We start from the raw sequence: 19,729 nt of genomic DNA, 5'->3' as shown, positions 1-19,729 counted from the left end.
CCCATCAAAAGATGGGCTTTAAAATTAATTTAATTTGTAAGTTACCTTAGCAAATTAGAACGTGTAACGAACACCTACACGCATTTCCCATAAAGAGGCATTGCGTTGTATTGACTGCTCTGCACTGCGTGCACTGAAGTTTGAGTAAACGTATTGACCTTGGTCATTGACGTTCACTTCAACCATTTTATTACCAACGAAAGAACCTTTCTTCAATACACCCCAATCATCGTTCAACATATTAGTTAAGTTATCGATAACGAAGAATGCTTCACCTTTATGACCGTCCATAAAGCCTGGGATTTCTTGAGTAAGTTTGAAGTTAAATTTAACAAACCAATCAGAGTTTTGCGCATTTCGAGAAGAAATTTCACCACGTTTCAAACCTTCAGAAGCGATAAAGTCGTTAAACTCGTTAATTTCATCAGCGCTCATGTTGTAAACAACATTAGGATCGTTTTCTAGTGGTACATATAGCAATTGACGTGCGCCATTAGAGTTTCTATCGCCAAACTGGATATCACCTGCATTTGTGTTTCTATTGCTCTTATAAGTAAAGCTATATGGTAAACCTTTATAAGCTTCACCAAATAGGTTAAAGCGGGTGTTATAACCATTGAAGAACTCATGATTATAAGCAAGGTTTAATGTAAAGCGATGTGGAATTTCGTAATCTGATGTAGCTACTCCAGGATTTCCTGGGTTAGTTGTTGCTAAGTTACCGTAGTTTGAGCTAGCAACAGAGCTGGTCATTGGATTTACGTCGTTAGCATCAGTATAAGCATAAGAGAATTGTACTGAGATACCGCTATCGAATGACTTACTTACTGCTGCGGATATGATCGACGAATCACCACTGTCACCATTTACATTAGTTAGTAATAGTTCGCCACTACGATATTTACCAGGGTTTAATGGATCTTCCTTTCTTTCATAGATAGGGCGTCCATCGAAAGTAGTATCACCAGAATCTTGTAAAGCAATATCTACAAGCGTAGCAGCATCACGTTTTTTGGTATACAAATAATCCAAAGCAAACACGTAATCGTTTTCAGTTGTGTAAGTTGCTCCTAAAGAGTACTTCCACTCAGATGGGATTTCAAAGTTAGGATCAACTGCGTTTGCAGTTGCATCACCAGAACCAATTTCAGTGTTTGCAACTTTATCAAACATATCTTGTGGAACTTCATAACCTGGAGTGCCACTATTTACATTTGGCGTATCAAATAAGTCAACTAGAGTAACTTCGTCATCACCAGAGCCAACTTTATAAGAGTTACTGATATCGCTAATGTAAGTACCAATATTGGTAATACCATCATTAGAGTATGAGTTAGATAGCCATACATTTGGGTTACCGCCTGAGAACAAGCCAACCCCCGCACGCACTTCTAATGCATCAGTTGCATACCATTCAAAGCCAACACGCGGTTGAATTAAATCAATACCATCAAAAGTTGACTGGTTGCTATAGCCATAGCGATTAGTAAAGTTCTGATTAAGTGTTGGTTTATCATCACTTGAATAGCTGTCGTAACGAAGACCAAATGTTAGAGAAGCATCGATATCTGAGAAGCTGTATTCATCTTGGACATAAAATGTATTTTGTGAATAAGCAAAGTTAGCTGCGGCATCATCAGGGTTATTCGTGCTTGCAGAGTTATTATAATAAACTGCATTAGCTATACCATTTCTATACGCATCAATTGATGCAAAACGCCACTCACCTTCAGTGTGTTGTACGAATTGGTTAAATACTTCTAGCTTTTCATACTCAAAACCAGCTGTAATTGTATGTTGGTTAAGGTAGTAAGTACCGGCAAACTTAGCTGTAGTAGTATCGTAGTTTAAGTCATTTGATTGACGAGAATCATCTGGGCCTACGTATACAGTTGCATTATCAGTGCTGATTTGGAACTCACCGAAACTACTTGCTGCATCTAAAGATTCAACTCGTGCGTCTAGTTCTGATTTACCTAAACGGATTTCTGAAGAGAAGTTATCATTCCAGTCAGAGTATAAAGAAGCAACGATTGATGTAAACTCGGCGCCTTGCTCATAAAAATGGCTATCAAAAGCGAGTTCATCACCATCAGCATCTGATTGTGACAATGTAAATCCATCGTTATAGTTATAGATAAGGTTTGCACGGTGATTGTCGTTAATGTTCCAATCTAGTTTTACTAAGATTTTTTCATCTTCAACTGGTGAACTAGATGGTGTAGCGCCTGCATCATAGCCATATACATCTTTAGTAATTTGTTTAATTTGCTCAATTTCATCAGAAGAAACTAACGATGAGTAATTAAATTGTTGTACACCTTCAAGTTTTTCATAAGAGGTAAACAAGAATAGTTTATCGTTAATTAATGGTAAGCCAACATTAAAGCCGTAACGCTTTTCGCTGAAATCGCCATTATCAACTTTATCACCTTCAATTTTGTCGCCTTTCATCGAATCGTTAGTGTAATCGTAGAAAACTCCACCATGGATTTCGTTACCACCAGACTTGGTAACGGCATTAATGTTACATGATGTGAAGCCACCGTACTGAACGTCAAATGGCGCTAACTCTACCGCAACTTGCTCGATTGAATCGAAAGAGAAAGGTGCACGAACAGTTGGGTAACCATTTGAGCTAAGACCGAAGTTATCGTTCATACGAACGCCGTCAAGCGTTAAGCTGTTAAAGCGTGGGTTACCACCACCACAGTTGATTGTGCCACGGCTGTCATCGATAGCAACACGTGGGTCGATTCGAATAATATCTCTTAGATCACGGTTAATTGCAGGTTGGTTTTCAAGGTCCGTAAGAGTAAATGTTGAAGCCGGACCTGTACCACCTGACATTGTGCTAATAGCACGGCCAGTGACTACAATTTGTTCTATACTCGATTGTGGTTCAAGCGTTACGTTTACTGGGTAATCAGCACCTACTTGCAAGTTGATGTTATTAAATGATTGGTCAGCAAATACATCTGAATCAACAACAACACTGTAAGGACCGCCAACACGAAGACCTTTCGCGGTGAAGTAACCAGCATCGTTTGTTTCAGTTTCTTTTGTTGAACCTGATGGAACGTGAACGATAGTAATTTTTGTGCCTGCAGCAGGGTTACCATTAGGTCCCTTGATCTGACCTTTAATTGCAGAGGTCGTTTCATTTGCAAACGCTGCGCCACTTACGCCAACACAAGCTGCGATAGCAAGTGAAAGTGCTGTTTTGCGTAGTTGAATTTTCATTATTAATTTCCCGTGTAAGGTGTAATATTTTTTAGTTTTGGTATTAATTTACTCGGATTTTCCAAGCAGCTAAATTGTACCCTATTATTTCATTACAAATAAGTTACATTGCACATAAATTTGTAATAAAAGTAGTTTAGAACAAAATTGCGGTTTTTCGAGCAATTTAGTACCCATGGGTCAATTTACTCATTAAATATGACAAAAGTATGAAACCCAGTGCTTTATGCATAAAAAAACCCGCTAAAAGCGGGTTTTACATAGAGTTTTAAAAATTAGAACTTGTAGCTGATACCAATCTTAGCTTGCCATGTTGATGAGCTCGTTATTTGGCTATAGTTTCTTACATCAGCTCCACCAAAGCTATTATCAATAATATAGCGTCCTTGGTCATCAAGACCACCAAAATCATAAATAGATTGGTCTGAATAGCCCAAGCTTTTTTCTATACCCCAATCGCTATTAAGTAGGTTAGCGAAATTATCAATCATAAGGTATAGCTCGCCACTATGGCCGTTAGCAAAGCCAGGGATTTCTTGTTTAATGCTGATGTCCATGGTGGTAACCCAAGGCTGCGTTCCAGTATTTTTACCGATAATGCCGCCACGTTGAGAGATACCTGCGCGATCTAAACGCTCTGCTAATTGTGCCCAATTCATTTCAGAATCAGCCCAATTGACATTCGCATCATCAGCACCCGTTGGAATATAGGCCAAATAAGCACTGCTACTAAATAAAGAACTTGTGTCACCTAAGTGAGCATCTTTATGCATATTCATTGTATAACTAAATGGACGACCAGAATGGCGTTCAAAATACATATTAAATTTAGTCGCATAACCGGCAATAAATTCAGCATTGTAGCCTAAGTTAATTTTGAAACTATGCTCAACTTCATAAAAGCCACGTGCTGCCACATCTTGATTACGATTAGCAGTAATATTGTGCTTATAGTTACCTTCGGCTTGCGACGCTGATCCAACAGAAGACTCAGTAACATCTTGATGAGCATAACTTGCAGAAACAAATAAACCGTTATCCCATTCTTTAGCAATACCAGTAGAGATAATGATAGAGCGACCATCGTCGGTTGAATTAGTCATTGCAATATCAACATTATCTTTCAATGCACCACTGTAGATGGTTTCATTAATTACACGCTCGCCGTCAGCCGCTAAACCGATAGGACGGATAGAGGTATTATGCCATACAGCTTCATTTTCTTTTTTGTGGTAAGCAATTTCGGCCTGCCATTTAAAGCCATTACCTAATAGTTCAGAATCAAATTCATATTCAAAGCCAACTTGAGCGCGAATACTTGAAGGTAACTTGAAATCAGGATCAATGTAAGCAGTACTTCCTGCGCCTTGCTCTAACGAATTTTTAATAACATCAGGGACCTGAGTGATATCTGCTGGGTTATTTTGGTAGTAGTCGTTTATTACACTATTTGGTGCAGAAACGAGGGTAATACCATCTTTTTGAAATGAGTTGTTATACCAGACATTTGGAATACCGCCTTGGAAACGACCAATTCCACCGTTAATAGTTAATGCTTCAGTTGCATAATATTTAAAGCCAACGCGAGGTAGAATAATATCTAAACCATCAAGGTTCTCTTGATTACTAAAACCATAGGTGCTTAGAAAGCTTTCATTAAGAGTCGGTTTATCATCAGATGATAAGCGCTCATAGCGAAGGCCAGCTGTCACTTCTAAGTCATCATTTAAGTAAAAGGTATCTTCAATATATAAAGCTAATTGACTACGTGTTACATCATAGGCGGTATCTGCTGAATTATTAGTGTACGCATTTTGATAAGAGAAGTCATAAGCACCTACTTCGCGGTTAGCAAAATTTTCTAGACTAGTGAATTTCCATGTACCTAATGAGTTTTCAGCAAACAAGTTATATAAACGAAGTGACTCATATTGAGCACCAAAGTTAATTTCATGCTCGTCCATTAGATAAGTTGCATCAAGTGTCAGTGTTAAGTTTTCAGTTTCAGATTTGTTCGCATGGCGATATCTATCAGTACCAAAATTAAAGTTAGGGCCCTTTCTGCCATTTTCTTCTACGGTAATGCTACCTAAGTTTGAGCGAGTAATACTGTCAGAGGTCACATCTTTATAGGCAATACCAATCTCTGTTGAAAAGTCTTCAGTCCAATCAGAATAAAGTTTAGTGGCAAAATTATTAAACTTAGTAACATATGCATATGTATTTGATTTTAAGACTACTCTATTTCCACCTTTACTCTCATTTTTCTCAGCTTGATCGTCTTGCCATTGATATGTGAAATCTAGGCGATGCTCATCACTGGCATTCCAGCTAAGTTTAACTAATAAATTTTTGTTGGTGTCTTCAGGCGCGCCTGCTAATGAATCGGTTAAACCATATTCGTCATTTAAAATAGCAATAAAACGATTGTAGCTGTCTTCTGTTATTTTAAATTCATTTGCAGCACCAGAATCCTTAAAGCCATAATCTAAATCCTGCTCACTTGACCACTGTGCGTAGTTTACAAAGTAAAATAGTTCATCTTTAATAACTGCGCCACCGACATTAAAACCAAAACGTTGTTCAGTTTGAATCGGTTTTACTTTATTCGTTGAATAAGTTTTATAACCGGCTTTATCAGTATCTTCTTCTTTAATTGTTTGAACATCGCCGGCCATATCCGGTGTAGATGTTTCATAGAAACCTGAAAATTTGAATTCATTAGTACCAGACTTCGTTACGGCGTTTATTGTACCGCCGCCAAAGTTACCTTTAGAAGCTGAAAAAGGCGATACGTCAACTGAAACTTGCTCTATTGCGTCAAGTGAAACAGGAGGTTGAGACGTCGGGTAGCCACCAAAATTTAAACCAAAGTCATCGTTTTGACCGATACCATCAACAGTTAGACCGTTAGTACGAGGGTTGCTCCCCGCAAAAGTTAACTCGCCATTACCATTGATACTTGCTAAAGGATTTAGACGGGCAATATCTTTAATGTCACGGTTAAAGCTTGGCATGTTATTGATTGTATCTTCGCCAAAGGTACTGCTTGAACCACCAGATTGCTGAATAATTTTATAGCCTGATACTTCAATTTTTTCGATGTTAGCTGCTTGAAGCTGAGAATTAAGACGATATGTATCGCCCAGTTCTAAATATATATTTTCAAGCATGGTATCGGTAAATTGGTCTGAATCAATAAACACAGTGTAAGGGCCGCCAACACGTAAACCATTGGCAATAAAGGTACCGCTTTCATTGGTTGTTAATTCGCTTACAGTGCCAGTTGGTTGGTGAATAACTTTAATTTTCACATTTGCAGCTGCAGTGCCAGAAGGTGTAGTAATTTTACCACGCATAGCGGATGAGGTATCTGCTGCCATTACGCTTGTAGAAACACCTAAGGCTAGGATCACAGCCCCAGTTAATTTCGAAAGGCGAAGCTTATTCATTTTGTTGATTCCCGTGGAAAGTTAAGGTTTATTACTTGTTTGTGTTAGCTGACATCTTAAGTGCCTTTGCTAACGGTTTTGCTGAACTATCAAATAACGTATTTAATAATCCTGCTAATCGAATACCGGCTTGTTGTAAGCGAGTTTTAATAATCGGTGTGTTTTCGTAAATGTAGCTAAAGCCAATCTCGTCATTATTTAGCTTGTATAGTTTGTCAGCTAAATTGTGTGACTCTGTTACCCATTGCTCTGGTGAACTGGCTAGGTACTCAGCAATTATTTCTGCATTATTAGTATCAATAAACTGCGCGAATTCAGTGAATGATAGGTTCTCATTTTCGATTAATTTAGTGTCCCACAATGAGTGCAGGTTGGTTGGCTGGCCAAAAAAGGTAACGTTAACACGGTTACCACCTCTGTCTTCTGCACGTCCGGCATGAAACGGCTGATGGCTATCGCCAACTAAATGAACAAGAAAGCGTAAGCTAAAACGTTTGGCATCTATTGAGCTGTTTTTGTTTTTTAGTGTATCGATGGCAAAATACATCCCTTCAAGAATGTTGCTTACATTATCTTTATTTAAATTTTCATCGTGGTTGTGAGTAAATGTAGTTGAGTTGCTTGGCGCGTTGATGTAATGCCAACGAGAAGATTTTTTTTGCCAAAAAGGACTCGGATCAGAGCGCATTTCATCAGCCCAAGTAGCAATTTGCGCTAGGCTTTGCCCTTCTAAAAGTTCTTTAAGCTCTGCTTTAGTTGCGTCTGTTATGTGATTTTCGGCAATTTTACCGACAATTCTGTGGCCATTTTGTCCCCAAGCCAATACATTTTGTGATGATAAAAGTACTGCGCCGACTAAAAGATAACTAAATCCATGTGTAATTTTGCGTAACATTTGTGTTTTCCTCAATGATCTTATTTGACAAGAGCGGCCTCTTCTATGGCGCGAATTGTCCTGATTTTGAGATAAATAGGAAGGACTCAAAGAAATTCATAATTTCCCATTGATAGTTCTTTAAATTCATAAGCTTAACTGTTTTGGGTAAAATTACTTGTTGTAATAAGTAATTTAAATTGGTCAAATAGGAGGATGAATCGTTTTGGATTGTTGAACTTTTGAAAATTAAACAGCTGCTTTTGCAACACAGCTTCTTTGTTACTGTTTTGTTACTGTTTTTTTTGTTGGTTTGGCTCAGTGGCCAGCTGAGTGTGGTTACATCAACGGGGACCTTGAAGCCTTTAATTGAAACATCTAGTCGCTGTCAGACGAGGGCAACAGAAAACCAATTGCAATTAATTGTCTATGCCTCGTCGCAAAAGGTTGCTCGTTCTTTAACACAAAACCTGTGTGACGATCCCGTTGTAGCAAAACAATATGGCGAAGTGATCGCTTTATGGGGTTACCGTACTGCCGATAGCATTGAGTTCATTGGTAAAGGTATTGCTGATTTAATTTTAGCAAAAAACAACATTATGTCAGCCTTCAAAGCTGAATCGACCTATAACTACCAGCCTGTGGTTGGCTTTCCAAGTTATACTGCGTTTTTTATTTCAGCTAAAGAAAAGCCAAAAATTAACAAGCAATACTTTTTGGGGAAACGGATTGGCTTACTTGATTATCCTACAAGCCGATCGGGGCATATACTACCTAAACAAAAGTTTAAAGATTTAGGGATCAACCTTGAAAATTTAAAAATTACTTACGCCAGTTCACATAATGAGCTTAGGGAGTTATTAGCCAATGGACAGGTTGATTTAATAGCCTCTTTTTGGAAGGAAGCAGATCAGGCGCATTTTTCTAAAAATTATATAACTCCAATCAGCGATAATGTAATAGGCACACGTTGGTACTTTAAAATGCAGCATGAGAACACTGATTTGCTGTGCGCTATCCAATCTCAATTAATCCAATTATCTAAGCAGCAAGTGTCGACTTATTTTAATCATGTTGAACCATACTGGCATTGTTCAGCGGGTAAAGCTGAATTCTTAGGAGAGCAACGTGATGAATAATAAGCGCTTGTTTGGCGTGACACTGCTTATTTTTAGTGCGGCGCTATTGACGTTTAAACTCTCTAGTTATCTGCAGCAGGCGCAACATAACGATTTAATAATGGCTGATATTGAAAACCGAATTGCACTAGATTTACCTCGGTTAGACTTATCAAATCGTTTTTTGAAACACTCGGGTAATCATGATGCTATTGTTGGTTATCTACAACGTTTGAATATGCAATTGATACAACAGCCAATTCAAGTTAATACCATCAATGATGTCTCACTGGCATTAACAAATAATGGCCGCGAAAGTCGGATAGAGTATCTTGAAACAAGTGATCAAAAAGTTGCGATTACATTTTTAATTGAGACGCGTTGGTGGCATACAAGCGATATTTATACCTTTATTGTATTGTTATTATTGGCTTTTTTATTTTCTAAGTGGGCTGAACTTATTAACCGAACATCGCTGAAACACTTAGCATTAAAAGAACAAGTAGAGCAACTTCCACTGATTAATGTGCAAGTGAAACTAGTGATTGATTTGCAAGCCAAAGTTTTGGCTATTAATGATAACGCTGAGATAAAAGCTGGCTTAGCTAACAAACCACTGTGTTTTTACTTGGCTTTAATCGAGTTTTGCGTTGAGAATCCGGACGTGACACTTAATCAAAACAAAGATGTGCCGGATGAGTTAATTGAACTTGCTAATAAGTATTTTTACCGATTAACACAACTTGGCCATACTATTCGTAAACGGCCTAATTTTACTAACAGTCTAGAAAAAACCTTGAGTGAAATTAGGGCTGCATTGGATGAGGTACTTATTGAACACTCACAGCTGAAGGAAATATATTACCCTCCTAAGGCACATGGTGAAGGCTCTCGGTCACGGTTACATAGTTATGGTTTATCGAATATCAAAGCAGATGATATAGAGGTGATAGGCAAATAACCTTAACCTGGTTAGTGAGTTAGTTCAGAATAAAAACCTCACACTGCTAATACTTAAACTGTGTGAGGTAAGCTCTGATTATTTAGGAGCAAATTCAATGGCTTTGACTGGACTATTTTCAATAAAGAAGCGTTTTAATGCCTGTGCATCTGTTTCGTCAGTGCTGACAAATCCTTTATGATTTATCAGTATCGGGTAGCCGTCACCGCCAGATGCATTGTAGCTATTAATGCTCATGCGATAGGTTTTGTTTTTATCCAAAGCTTTGCCGTTGATCATCACTTTAGTCAGCGCATTATCGTTACGCTCGAAGCTTAATTTGTGGTATTGCAAATAAGCACCAGAATCCGGTGGGAAACTAGTTACAGTCTCAAGGTAATCCCAAAGCTCTTGGCCTTGCCAATCAATATACGCGATGCGATTTTTAAAAGGGTGTACTTTTAAAATATCTTTATAACTAACTGCACCTGCAGCAATACTATCACGTACGCCACCGCCACTGATGATACCAAAATCGGCGCCAACAACATTCATTTGTGCTTGCACAATAACGCGCGATAAGTTGGTTTGTTGATAACGAACTTTATTGCGATCGCCCTCAAGCTTTGCATCAACATAACCAATTTCACCTTCAATTTGTTTTGCACCTTTGGCTTGGTAATCAGCTAAAAATGTTTTTAAGGCAGCGTCTGGTTTGATGTATTCGTTGGCAAGCTCAGGCTTAATTGAACCATCAGCTTGCGTTTTATCAACGTATAAGTTAACTGGCAATAATTTATAATCTAATAAGGTTAATACGCCGTTTTCTTGTTTAAACTCGGCTTTGCCGACATATTTACCCCATTCATGAGCTTGCATTATCCACGTACCATTTTGTTGGTCTGGTTTACATGTCATACCGGGTTTAAAGTTATCGTCATTTTTATTTTCGCTTGCCATGCACACAGGTTCTTGTGAGTGACCGCCGATGATCATATCAAGGGTATGAGCTGGTAAAGAGCGGGCAAGAGTAACATCGCCAGGTGCATTTATACCATAATTCGCATCAACATAATGACCCATATGAGTTACTGCAATCGTGATATCCGGTTGATACTGTGCTTTGATTTTCTCGGCTAAAGCTTGGGTTACTGCAACGGGCTCTTGAAATTCAAGGCCGCCGATATACTGCGGGTTGCCGATTTTAGCGGTATCTGTGGTTGTCAAACCAATAACGGCTATTTTCAGCCCTTGCTTGTTAAAAATCTTATAGGATTCGAAGGCATTTTTACCGGTTTTTTTATCAATTATATTAGCCGAAAGAAGCGGGAAATTTGCCCACTGCTGCTGTTGTTTTAAAACACTCAGTGGATTATCAAATTCATGATTACCAATCGCCATCGCATCGTAACCAATTAATGACATTCCTTTAAAATCAGGCTCTGCAAATTGCAGGTCTGATTCTGGAATGCCTGTATTTATATCACCACCAGATAGAAGTAGCACTGCGTGACCTTGTTGCTGCGCATTAGCACGTAACTGGTCTATTAAGGTTTTACGTGCAGCCATACCGTATTCACCTTTTTCGTTATGCCAAAAACGGCCATGATTATCATTGGTATGTAAAATGGTGAGATAGTGAATATCTGCTGTGTCAGCTTGTTGAACGGAGGTTTGATGATTACTACATGCAGTAATGCTTAGTAATAGGAAAAATGAAAGTAATATGCGCATAATATGACCCGTGTTGTCAGTGTTGTGCTATTTATTAAGCGCATAGTTTAAACTAGTTTTATTGCAAAATAACGTAATTATTCTATTTTAATGTCATCTTGGAAATTTAACTTTCCAGTTGCCGCTAATTGACGTCGCTGTAACTCTTGTTCTGCTAATGCTGATTTTTCATGGTTATTACCCACCATCCAGTTTAAAAAGCTTGCCGGTAACTTAGTGTACGCCTCTCCTTGGTGTAAACCAAAATCACAGATGTGTTGCTCTTCATACGACATAGTTGTTAATCCTGTTGTGTGTGTTTTATTGTTATAAATAATACTAACAAAATAAACTCGGCTATTAAGACGATTTCGTTTTAAACAAAATTTATTTATAACGTGAGTGAATAACAACACATTGTAACCACATGTAATTTAAATGTAATCAATTCGGTTTGATTTGTTTAAAGGTACGTTTTGCTATCGTAATCTCCACAAGAGTTCTTTACTATTTGCATTAAATTCACATAACCACAACATTCTTCAGGATAAATATAATAATGAAAAAACTATTACTATGCGGTTTGTTAACCGCAACCTCATTTGCAAGCCATGCAACTGTAGTTGAAATGCAAACTTCACAAGGTGCTATTAAGGTTGATTTGTTTGATCAACAGACCCCCAAAACGGTCGAGAACTTTTTAAGTTATATACAAAGTGATGCGTACAATCAAACCGTGATCCACCGTTCAATCAAGGATTTTATTATTCAAGGTGGAGGCTTTACTTTTACCGATGATTTTAAAGCGATCACAACGTCACCAGCTGTTGTGAATGAGCCAGAATTATCGAATGTAAAAGGCACGATTGCCATGGCTAAATTAAGCAATAATGCGAATAGTGCCACAAGTCAATGGTTTTTTAATCTCAAAGATAATAGCGCAAACTTAGATAAGCAAAATGGCGGTTTTACCGTATTTGGTCAGATTACAGCAGATAGTTATGCAGTGCTTGATAAGATCTCTGCTTTAGTGCATTGCGGTGAAATACCGGTAGTTAATCTCACTAAAGACCAATGTGCAAGTGCAGATACTACGCTGACTATTGCTAATTTAGTGTCGATCAATAGTGTTGTGGTACTGGATAATGATCCAAATTCGTCAGTAAATTTATCTCCAAAAGAAAATACGCTAATTGACGATCCAACTCCAACTCAGCCTGATGATGGGGATAGCTCAAGTGGTAGTATGAGCTGGTTACTACCATTATTATTGCTTGGCTTTAAACGCCGCCGCGCAGCTTAAAGGTATATACTTGCTATCGGGTTATGTGTCCCGATAGCAAACGTAACGCTTTAGAGTGCAAATACCCGCATTACTAATAACACCCACATAGTTAAAACCAGTAAACAGCCAAGCAAAAAGCTATAATAGCGAGGTTTTACGCTATTGCTGCCTAAATGAATAATACTGTGAATGACGCGAGAAATCACAAAACCCCAGGCTAAAGTAATAAATACATAACCCGCTGCATTGAGCTGTAAAGCAGCTAAACAGGCTACAAAAAATAGCACTGGTATTTCAAACTGATTAATAAAGTTTCTACCGGCAATATGTACATCATCACCCGCATTATTTAATTGCATAGTGGCAAAATCTTGCATAGTAATCGTTTTGTTACGCGCCGCACTAAAACGGCGGCGGCCCATGACTACCATTACCGTAAGAGTGAGTAGTACCTGAGAAAACATCGCGAGTAATACATATTTTTCCATTAAGAGTCTCATTTGATAAATAACCTAGCTTTAAGCCTAGCAGTTTGTCTTTATAATTCACAATGTGTTACAAAGTATTTAGAAAAATGATTGCAAGCATTTTGAATTTTACCGATCATTCAAACAACAAATAAGTATGGATCACATTCTCAATATGAAAAAAATAATTACTTTAAGCGCTATTGCTTTAGCAGTATTAAGTGGCTGCGGCACTACCACCACAGCGGTACAGCAGCAAACGTCATTACTTTCAGATACGCTGGTAATAAGTCCCAACGATACTCGTCAATATAAAACCCTTAAACTTGCGAATGAGATTGAAGTAATTTTAGTGTCGGATCCAACTGCTGAAAAATCAGCCGCTTCATTGAGTGTGGGTGTTGGTTTATTACATGATCCAATCAGCCAGCAGGGAATGGCGCATTATTTAGAGCACATGCTATTTTTAGGCACAGATCGTTACCCAGATACCAAGGGTTACTCTGATTTTATGACTAAAAACGGCGGCGCCCACAATGCTTATACATGGTTAGATATTACTAATTACATGTTTGAAGTAAATAACGATGCTTACGATGAAGCATTGGATCGTTTTGCTGACTTTTTTAAATCCCCTAAGCTTTACCCAGAATACACCGATAAAGAAAAAAACGCAGTAAACGCCGAATGGTCAATGCGTCGCGAGATGGATTTTTTTGGTCAGTTTAAGCTTGCCCGACAAATGATGGGCGATCATCCAGCTAATCGTTTTTTAATCGGTAATCTTGAAACATTAGGTGATAAAGACGGTAGCTCTCTACATAAAGAAACCGTTGATTTTTATAATAAATACTACTCTTCTAACATTATGAAAGTAGCAATGATTTCAAATCTACCACTTGCGGAAATGGAAGCGAAAGCACAAAAATACTTCGCTGATATTGAAGATAAAAAGATCGACAAACCAACTGTTACCACAAAGCTAGATTTTGATAACGTAGGTGGAAAACGCGTTCACTACGCGCCAAATGAAGACGTAAAAGAGTTACAACTTGATTTTACTATTACCGATAACAGCAATGAGTTTGCCGTTAAACCTAACCGTTTTGTAGCATACTTATTAAGCAATGAAATGCAAGGTAGCCCGGCGCAAATTTTGCGTGATAAAGGCTGGGTTTCACAACTTTCAGCCGGGGCAGCGCCAACCCAATATGGTAATTACGGTGCGCTGACGGTTAATGTGCAATTAACAGACGAAGGCATGAAAAACCGTGAAACGATCGTTGCAACAATAATGCAATATATTGATTTGATCAAAAAAGAAGGTGTAGATAGTAAATACTTTAATGAAATTCGCACTTCACTTAATAATGAATTTCAATTTTTAGAAAAAGGCGATGAATTTGGCTATGTCAGTAATTTAACTGGTAGCATGCAAGATTATCCACTAAACCACGTTATTAATGCGCCTTTCTATTATGCTAAGTTTGATGCAGCTGCGATCAACAACGTACTTGCGCAACTCAATGCTGATACTCTGCGTATTTGGTATACCTCACAGCAAGAAGAAACCGATTCACAATTGCATTTTTACGATGGTAAATACCGCATTGAAGATATCAGTGATGCTGAAATTGCCAGCTGGAGTAAGCCTAGTCAGTTTGCCTTAGCATTACCTACGGTAAATCGTTTATTACCTGAGAGTTTTGCGATTAAAACAGCACAATTTGCAGAGCAAAAACACCCTAAGCTGGTATATGATAAAAATGGCGTAAAAGTATGGCGTCAAGCGAGTCAAAACTTTGCCGAGCAACCGAAAGGTTTGGTCGAAGTTTACTTAAATACCCCAGATGCTCTGACGGATATCAAAGCTAAAGTACTTTATTCAGTATGGTCTGACTTATTTAACTTACAACAAAGCAAGCTAAGTACCGAAGCTGCCGTGGCAGGTATGAGTGTTGGCCTTGAAGCAAGTAACGGACTTGTCCTTTCAATGAGTGGTTTTACCGATAAACAAAATGTTTTACTCGCGCAAGCACTGACAAATATTGATGTGCAAGTAACTGAGCAAGGTTTTGCTCAAGCGCTTGATCGTTACCAACGTGATTTATTAAACGCCCAAAAACAATTCCCTTATTATCAAGCATTTGGTGAGTACTCTAAATTAATACGAACAGGCAGCTTTGACACCGATGCACTGATCAATACGGCAAAAGCATTAACCATTGCAGATTTTGAGCAGCTTAAACAGCATACCTTTGCTAATAACGAAATGCGGGTGTTCACTTATGGTAACTATAACCAATCAGATGTTGAAGCGATAGCTAAAGAGTTAACGGCAGTTTTACCAGCGGCGCATAAAAGCACTGAATTTGCGCGCAGTAAAGCGTGGTTACCGCAACCAGGCGAAACGATTGTATTGCAAAAAGATATTGATGTGGCTGATGTAGCTATCATTGATATGACTGTACACCCGATTGCAGGCTATAAGCAAAAAGCGCAAGCGCAAGTCTTACAAGGTCACTTTAGCACCGTCGCGTTTGACAAGTTACGTACTGAAGAGCAATTAGCGTATGCGGTTGGTGGTTTAGCAAGGCCGATTGAAGATTACTCAGCGATTGGCTTGTTTATTCAAACCCCGGTAAAAGATGTAAAAACCATGCAAGCGCGTTTTGAAGAGTTCAAAATGCAATATGCAGTAGAGCTTGATAACATGAGCGAAGAAACGTTTGCTCAACTTAAAAACGCCGTATTAGTGTCGCTTAAACAGCAGCCTAAAAATCTTAGCGATGAAATGGGCCCACTTATTGGCGATTGGTATCGTGAAAACTTTGATTTTGATTCAAAGGATAAGTTAATCGCTGAAGTTGAAAAAGTCACGCTTGCAGATATTAAAGACTACTACCAGCAAACTATGTTAAACCCACAAGCTGCGCGTTTAAACGTACAGCTTCGTGGTAGCAAATTTGCCGACAAACCGTTTGCAGATTTACCAAAACAAACATTGGTAACAGACTTACAAGCGCACTTTAATGGCATTAAATTGCAAAAGTAATTTAGCTAATTGAAGCGTTGAAAAAGATTAAAGCCCAAGCGATTTGCTTGGGCTTTTTTTTATGAATCATTATCTTTTAAATAATTTACAAAATGTACATACAGTGTAACTATATAAAAAAGGAACAGCTCAAACCGCTAGGATTTTGATGAATAAGATAGTGTCCATATTGCTACTGCTAAGCCCTTTTTATAGCTTAGCCAACTCATTTGCTGATGATTTTGTAAACGCTGCAAATGATAGAACAACACAAAGCGTGCGCTATGACGGCGCTTATCACCGTATTGCCTATCCAAATGGCGATGTACCTGCCAATATTGGCGTATGCACAGATGTGATTATTCGCAGCTACCGAGCATTGGGTATCGATTTACAAAAGTTAGTTCATGAAGATATGCGCGATAATTTTTCAGTCTATCCATCAACAAGAATATGGGGGCTTACTAAACCCGATAGTAATATAGATCATCGTCGCGTGCCTAATTTACAGGCTTTTTTTAAACGCCACGGTACAGTACTGCCCATAACTAATAATGCTCAGACCTATAAAGCAGGCGATATTGTCACGTGGATGCTGCCGGGCAATTTGCCGCATATCGGTATCGTGGTAGATACATACACTGCAGATAACAAAACCCCATTGATAGTGCATAACATAGGCGCAGGGCCGCAGCGTGAAGACGTGCTGTTTCGCTATAAAATTACAGGGCATTATCGGTATGAGCCAGCCGTTAATTGATCGCGGGTATCTGGAAACATTCAGAAAAGCCAGCATAGTTAGCTAAAAAGTCGAAGTGGCAGGGCAAAATTTACTCAGCACAGATAAACAAAGTAAAAATACTTGAGTTAACGAAATAGCCTAATTTTACGACTCTTTAAGGAGCGTTAAATGCATCAGAGTGTTAAACAAAAATTTACGACGTACCCTGAAAATATCGCGGTTGTATTACATGAGATCAGAAGTCTGATTTTGCAGGTAGCTGTGCAGGATGGCATCACTGAACTTGAAGAAACACTCAAGTGGGGAGAGCCGAGTTATATTTCAAAAATAGGCTCTACCATTCGTTTTGATCACAAACCAAAATCAGCTGAGCAATTTTGTATTTACTTTAACTGTAAAACTAAACTTATTGAAACCTTCAAAGAGCTTTATGGTGATACGTTTAGCTATGAAGGTAACCGTGCTTTGGTGTTTAAGCTTAATCAAACCGTGCCAGTTAAAGAGCTAGCCCATTGTATATCGTTGGCTTTGCGCTATAAAAAAATAAAGCACCTGCCATTGCTAGGTGCTTAAATTTAAGACGTTATTGTCCGACAGAAAGAGTAACAGCGCGATATAAACTCCCGCCTACGCAAATCTCGCGCTGACAATAGTTATTTGGCTCTTGCAGCGCGAGCCCCATGCAGTTTTTTATAGCTGTCGATCAAACGCTGATGACGATCTAACCCTTCAAGTTGCATATTGGTTGGAGTTAAACCGTAGAACATCACATCACCATTGATAGAGCCGACGACTGCATCCATTACTTCTTGGCCAAACATGCGGGTGAAGCTGTGAATGTAGTCTTCAATTTCTAAGTCATCATTTAGCGCAACTTCTAAAGTCGCGTGCATTGCTTGGTAGAATAACCCGCGTTCAACAGTGTTATCGTTAAACTGTAAGAAGGTTTCAACCAGTTCCATGGTCGCTTCTAAATCGCCTAATGCTAAATAAATTAGCAGCTTAAGCTCAAGAATAGTTAACTGACCCCACACGGTGTTTTCGTCAAACTCAACGCCAATTAAGGTGATGATATCGATGTAATTATCAAGCTGGCTGTCTTCTAAGCGCTCAACTAAGTCGGCAAGTTGGTCTTCATCTAAACTGTGCAGATTTAAAATATCTTCACGGTATTTAAGGGCTTTATTGGTGTTATCCCAAATTAAGTCTTCGACAGGGTAAACTTCTGAATAATCAGGCACTAAAATACGGCATGCGATGCCAAGGTCTGAAAATTCAGCAATATAAGCTTCTTTACCTAAGGCTTTTAAAATACCAAATAAGCTAGCTGTTTCTTCTTCGTTAGTACCTGAAAAATCCCATTCCACAAAGTCATAATCGTGTTTAGCACTGAAAAAGCGCCATGAGATCTTACCGGTTGAATCAATAAAGTGTTCAACAAAGTTTTCAGGTTCAGATACTGCCATGCTGTTGAATGTTGGTTTAGGTACGTCGTTTAAACCTTCAAAGCTGCGACCTTGTAATAGCTCTGTTAAGCTACGTTCAAGGGCGACTTCAAAACTTGGGTGTGCACCAAATGAAGCAAATACGCCACCGGTTTTCGGGTTCATTAACGTTACGCACATGACAGGGAATTGCCCGCCTAGAGATGCGTCTTTTACAACAACCGGAAAGCCTTGCTCTTCTAAGCCTTTAATACCGGCAACAATACTAGGATATTTAGCAAGTATCGCTTCTGGTACGTCTGGCAATACCAGTTCTTGCTCGATGATTTGGCGTTTAACAGCACGTTCAAAAATCTCAGATAAACATTGTACTTTGGCTTCGGCAAAGTTATTACCCGCACTCATGCCGTTACTTAAAAACAAGTTTTCAATCAAGTTTGATGGAAAGTACACAGTTTCGCCGTCAGAGTGACGCACATATGGGATCGAGCAAATACCTCGCTCAACATTACCAGAGTTAGTGTCGATAAGGTGCGAGCCACACAGCTCATCTTCAGGGTTGTAAATGCTCAAGGTATAGTCGTCTAAAATACCTTCTGGTAGTGAGTCATCATCAGTGAGCTGAAACCATTTTTCGTTCGGGTAATGAACAAATTCGCTGTTGGCAATTTCTTCACCAAGGAACTGGTCATTGTAAAAAAAGTTACAGTTTAAACGTTCAATAAACTCGCCAAGGGCTGAACATAATGCGCTTTCTTTGCTGGCGCCTTTACCATTGGTAAAACACATCGGTGATGCAGCATCACGAATATGCAATGACCAGACGTTTGGTACAATATTACGCCATGATGAAATTTCAATCTTCATGCCTAAGTCAGCCAAAATCGCAGTCATATCAGCAATGGTTTGCTCAAGCGGTAAATCTTTACCTAAAATAAAGGTGTTTTCGCTGCCTGCTGATTTTGCCATTAACATGGCTTGCGCGTCGTTATCTAAGCTTTCTATGGCATCAATTTTAAATTCAGGTATGGTTTGAATAACACGCTTTACGGTACAACGATCAATAGAGCGTAAAATGCCGGTGCGGTCTTTTTCTGAAATACTTTCAGGGAGTTCAACCTGGATTTGGAAGATTTGGTTATAACGATCTTCAGGGTCAACAATGTTGTTTTGCGCAACACGAATACCGTCAGTCGAGATATCACGGGCATTACAATACACTTTAATAAAGTACGCAGCACATAAAGCCGAAGATGCTAAAAAGTAGTCAAACGGACTTGGCGCAGAGCCATCGCCTTTATAACGGATTGGTTGATCCGCAATGACTGAGAAATCGTCAAACTTAGCTTCTAATCTAAGATTATCGAGAAAATTAACTTTAATTTCCATTGAGTTGGTCCACCTTCATGCGCACTA

General features: G+C 38.8%; 13 protein-coding genes. 6 read left to right on the top strand and 7 right to left on the bottom strand.

All coding sequences use genetic code 11. The features are described 5' to 3' along the window. Positions 1 to 54: 54 nt before the first annotated feature. The 3 genes from H5200_RS01160 to H5200_RS01150 form a co-directional block, all read right to left on the bottom strand. Positions 55 to 3,243 (bottom strand): TonB-dependent receptor, encoded by a 3,189-nt coding sequence (locus H5200_RS01160; protein ID WP_182760768.1) that lies wholly within the window; start codon positions 3,241 to 3,243, stop codon positions 55 to 57. Between the two features lie 275 nt (positions 3,244 to 3,518). Then, positions 3,519 to 6,695, bottom strand: a complete 3,177-nt coding sequence (locus H5200_RS01155; protein ID WP_182717582.1) for a TonB-dependent receptor — start codon at positions 6,693 to 6,695, stop codon at positions 3,519 to 3,521. 31 nt (positions 6,696 to 6,726) lie between these two features. Further along, positions 6,727 to 7,590 carry a S1/P1 nuclease gene (locus H5200_RS01150; protein ID WP_182717581.1) on the bottom strand — a complete coding sequence of 288 codons (864 nt, stop codon included), beginning with the start codon at positions 7,588 to 7,590 and terminating at the stop codon, positions 6,727 to 6,729. Positions 7,591 to 7,811: 221 nt separating this feature from the next. Here H5200_RS01150 and H5200_RS01145 point away from each other — a divergent pair, with 221 nt between their 5' ends. Continuing rightward, positions 7,812 to 8,708 (top strand): PhnD/SsuA/transferrin family substrate-binding protein, encoded by an 897-nt coding sequence (locus H5200_RS01145; RefSeq protein WP_182717580.1) that lies wholly within the window; start codon positions 7,812 to 7,814, stop codon positions 8,706 to 8,708. Continuing rightward, on the top strand, positions 8,701 to 9,648 hold the full coding sequence (locus tag H5200_RS01140) for a hypothetical protein (protein ID WP_182757559.1): 948 nt from the start codon (positions 8,701 to 8,703) through the stop codon (positions 9,646 to 9,648). Before H5200_RS01145 ends, H5200_RS01140 begins: the two co-directional genes overlap by 8 nt. A 78-nt stretch (positions 9,649 to 9,726) precedes the next feature. On the opposite strand, the gene ushA is transcribed toward H5200_RS01140, so the two are convergent. Continuing rightward, positions 9,727 to 11,361 (bottom strand): bifunctional UDP-sugar hydrolase/5'-nucleotidase UshA, encoded by a 1,635-nt coding sequence (ushA, locus tag H5200_RS01135; protein ID WP_182760767.1) that lies wholly within the window; start codon positions 11,359 to 11,361, stop codon positions 9,727 to 9,729. Positions 11,362 to 11,438: 77 nt separating this feature from the next. Next, positions 11,439 to 11,636, bottom strand: coding sequence for a hypothetical protein (locus H5200_RS01130; protein WP_145234351.1), 198 nt, complete (start codon positions 11,634 to 11,636; stop codon positions 11,439 to 11,441). 263 nt (positions 11,637 to 11,899) lie between these two features. Between H5200_RS01130 and H5200_RS01125 the strand changes: the two genes are divergently transcribed. Next, the gene (locus H5200_RS01125) at positions 11,900 to 12,643 is read left to right on the top strand and encodes a peptidylprolyl isomerase (protein WP_182760766.1); all 744 of its coding nucleotides are present in this window, start codon (positions 11,900 to 11,902) and stop codon (positions 12,641 to 12,643) included. Between the two features lie 50 nt (positions 12,644 to 12,693). Here H5200_RS01125 and H5200_RS01120 read toward each other — a convergent pair whose 3' ends face one another. Beyond that, positions 12,694 to 13,113 carry an MAPEG family protein gene (locus tag H5200_RS01120; protein ID WP_145234347.1) on the bottom strand — a complete coding sequence of 140 codons (420 nt, stop codon included), beginning with the start codon at positions 13,111 to 13,113 and terminating at the stop codon, positions 12,694 to 12,696. A 154-nt stretch (positions 13,114 to 13,267) separates the two neighbouring features. Between H5200_RS01120 and H5200_RS01115 the strand changes: the two genes are divergently transcribed. From H5200_RS01115 to H5200_RS01105, 3 genes are all read left to right on the top strand, one after another. Further along, positions 13,268 to 16,147 (top strand): insulinase family protein, encoded by a 2,880-nt coding sequence (locus tag H5200_RS01115; RefSeq protein ID WP_182760765.1) that lies wholly within the window; start codon positions 13,268 to 13,270, stop codon positions 16,145 to 16,147. A 148-nt stretch (positions 16,148 to 16,295) separates the two neighbouring features. After that, positions 16,296 to 16,886 carry a DUF1287 domain-containing protein gene (locus H5200_RS01110; RefSeq protein WP_182760764.1) on the top strand — a complete coding sequence of 197 codons (591 nt, stop codon included), beginning with the start codon at positions 16,296 to 16,298 and terminating at the stop codon, positions 16,884 to 16,886. 150 nt (positions 16,887 to 17,036) lie between these two features. After that, on the top strand, positions 17,037 to 17,441 hold the full coding sequence (locus tag H5200_RS01105; RefSeq protein WP_182760763.1) for a DUF1801 domain-containing protein: 405 nt from the start codon (positions 17,037 to 17,039) through the stop codon (positions 17,439 to 17,441). A gap of 80 nt (positions 17,442 to 17,521) precedes the next feature. Here the strand turns inward: H5200_RS01105 and H5200_RS01100 are convergent, their stop codons facing one another. Beyond that, positions 17,522 to 19,702 (bottom strand): OsmC domain/YcaO domain-containing protein, encoded by a 2,181-nt coding sequence (locus H5200_RS01100; RefSeq protein WP_182760762.1) that lies wholly within the window; start codon positions 19,700 to 19,702, stop codon positions 17,522 to 17,524. Between the last annotated feature and the right edge of the window lie 27 nt (positions 19,703 to 19,729).

The sequence above is a fragment of the Pseudoalteromonas sp. SG43-7 genome (assembly GCF_014164295.1).
In the GTDB taxonomy this organism is placed as follows: Bacteria; Pseudomonadota; Gammaproteobacteria; order Enterobacterales; family Alteromonadaceae; genus Pseudoalteromonas; species Pseudoalteromonas rhizosphaerae.
Note: the sequence above shows the minus strand (reverse complement) of the source record. Positions and strands in the feature narration are given on the sequence as shown.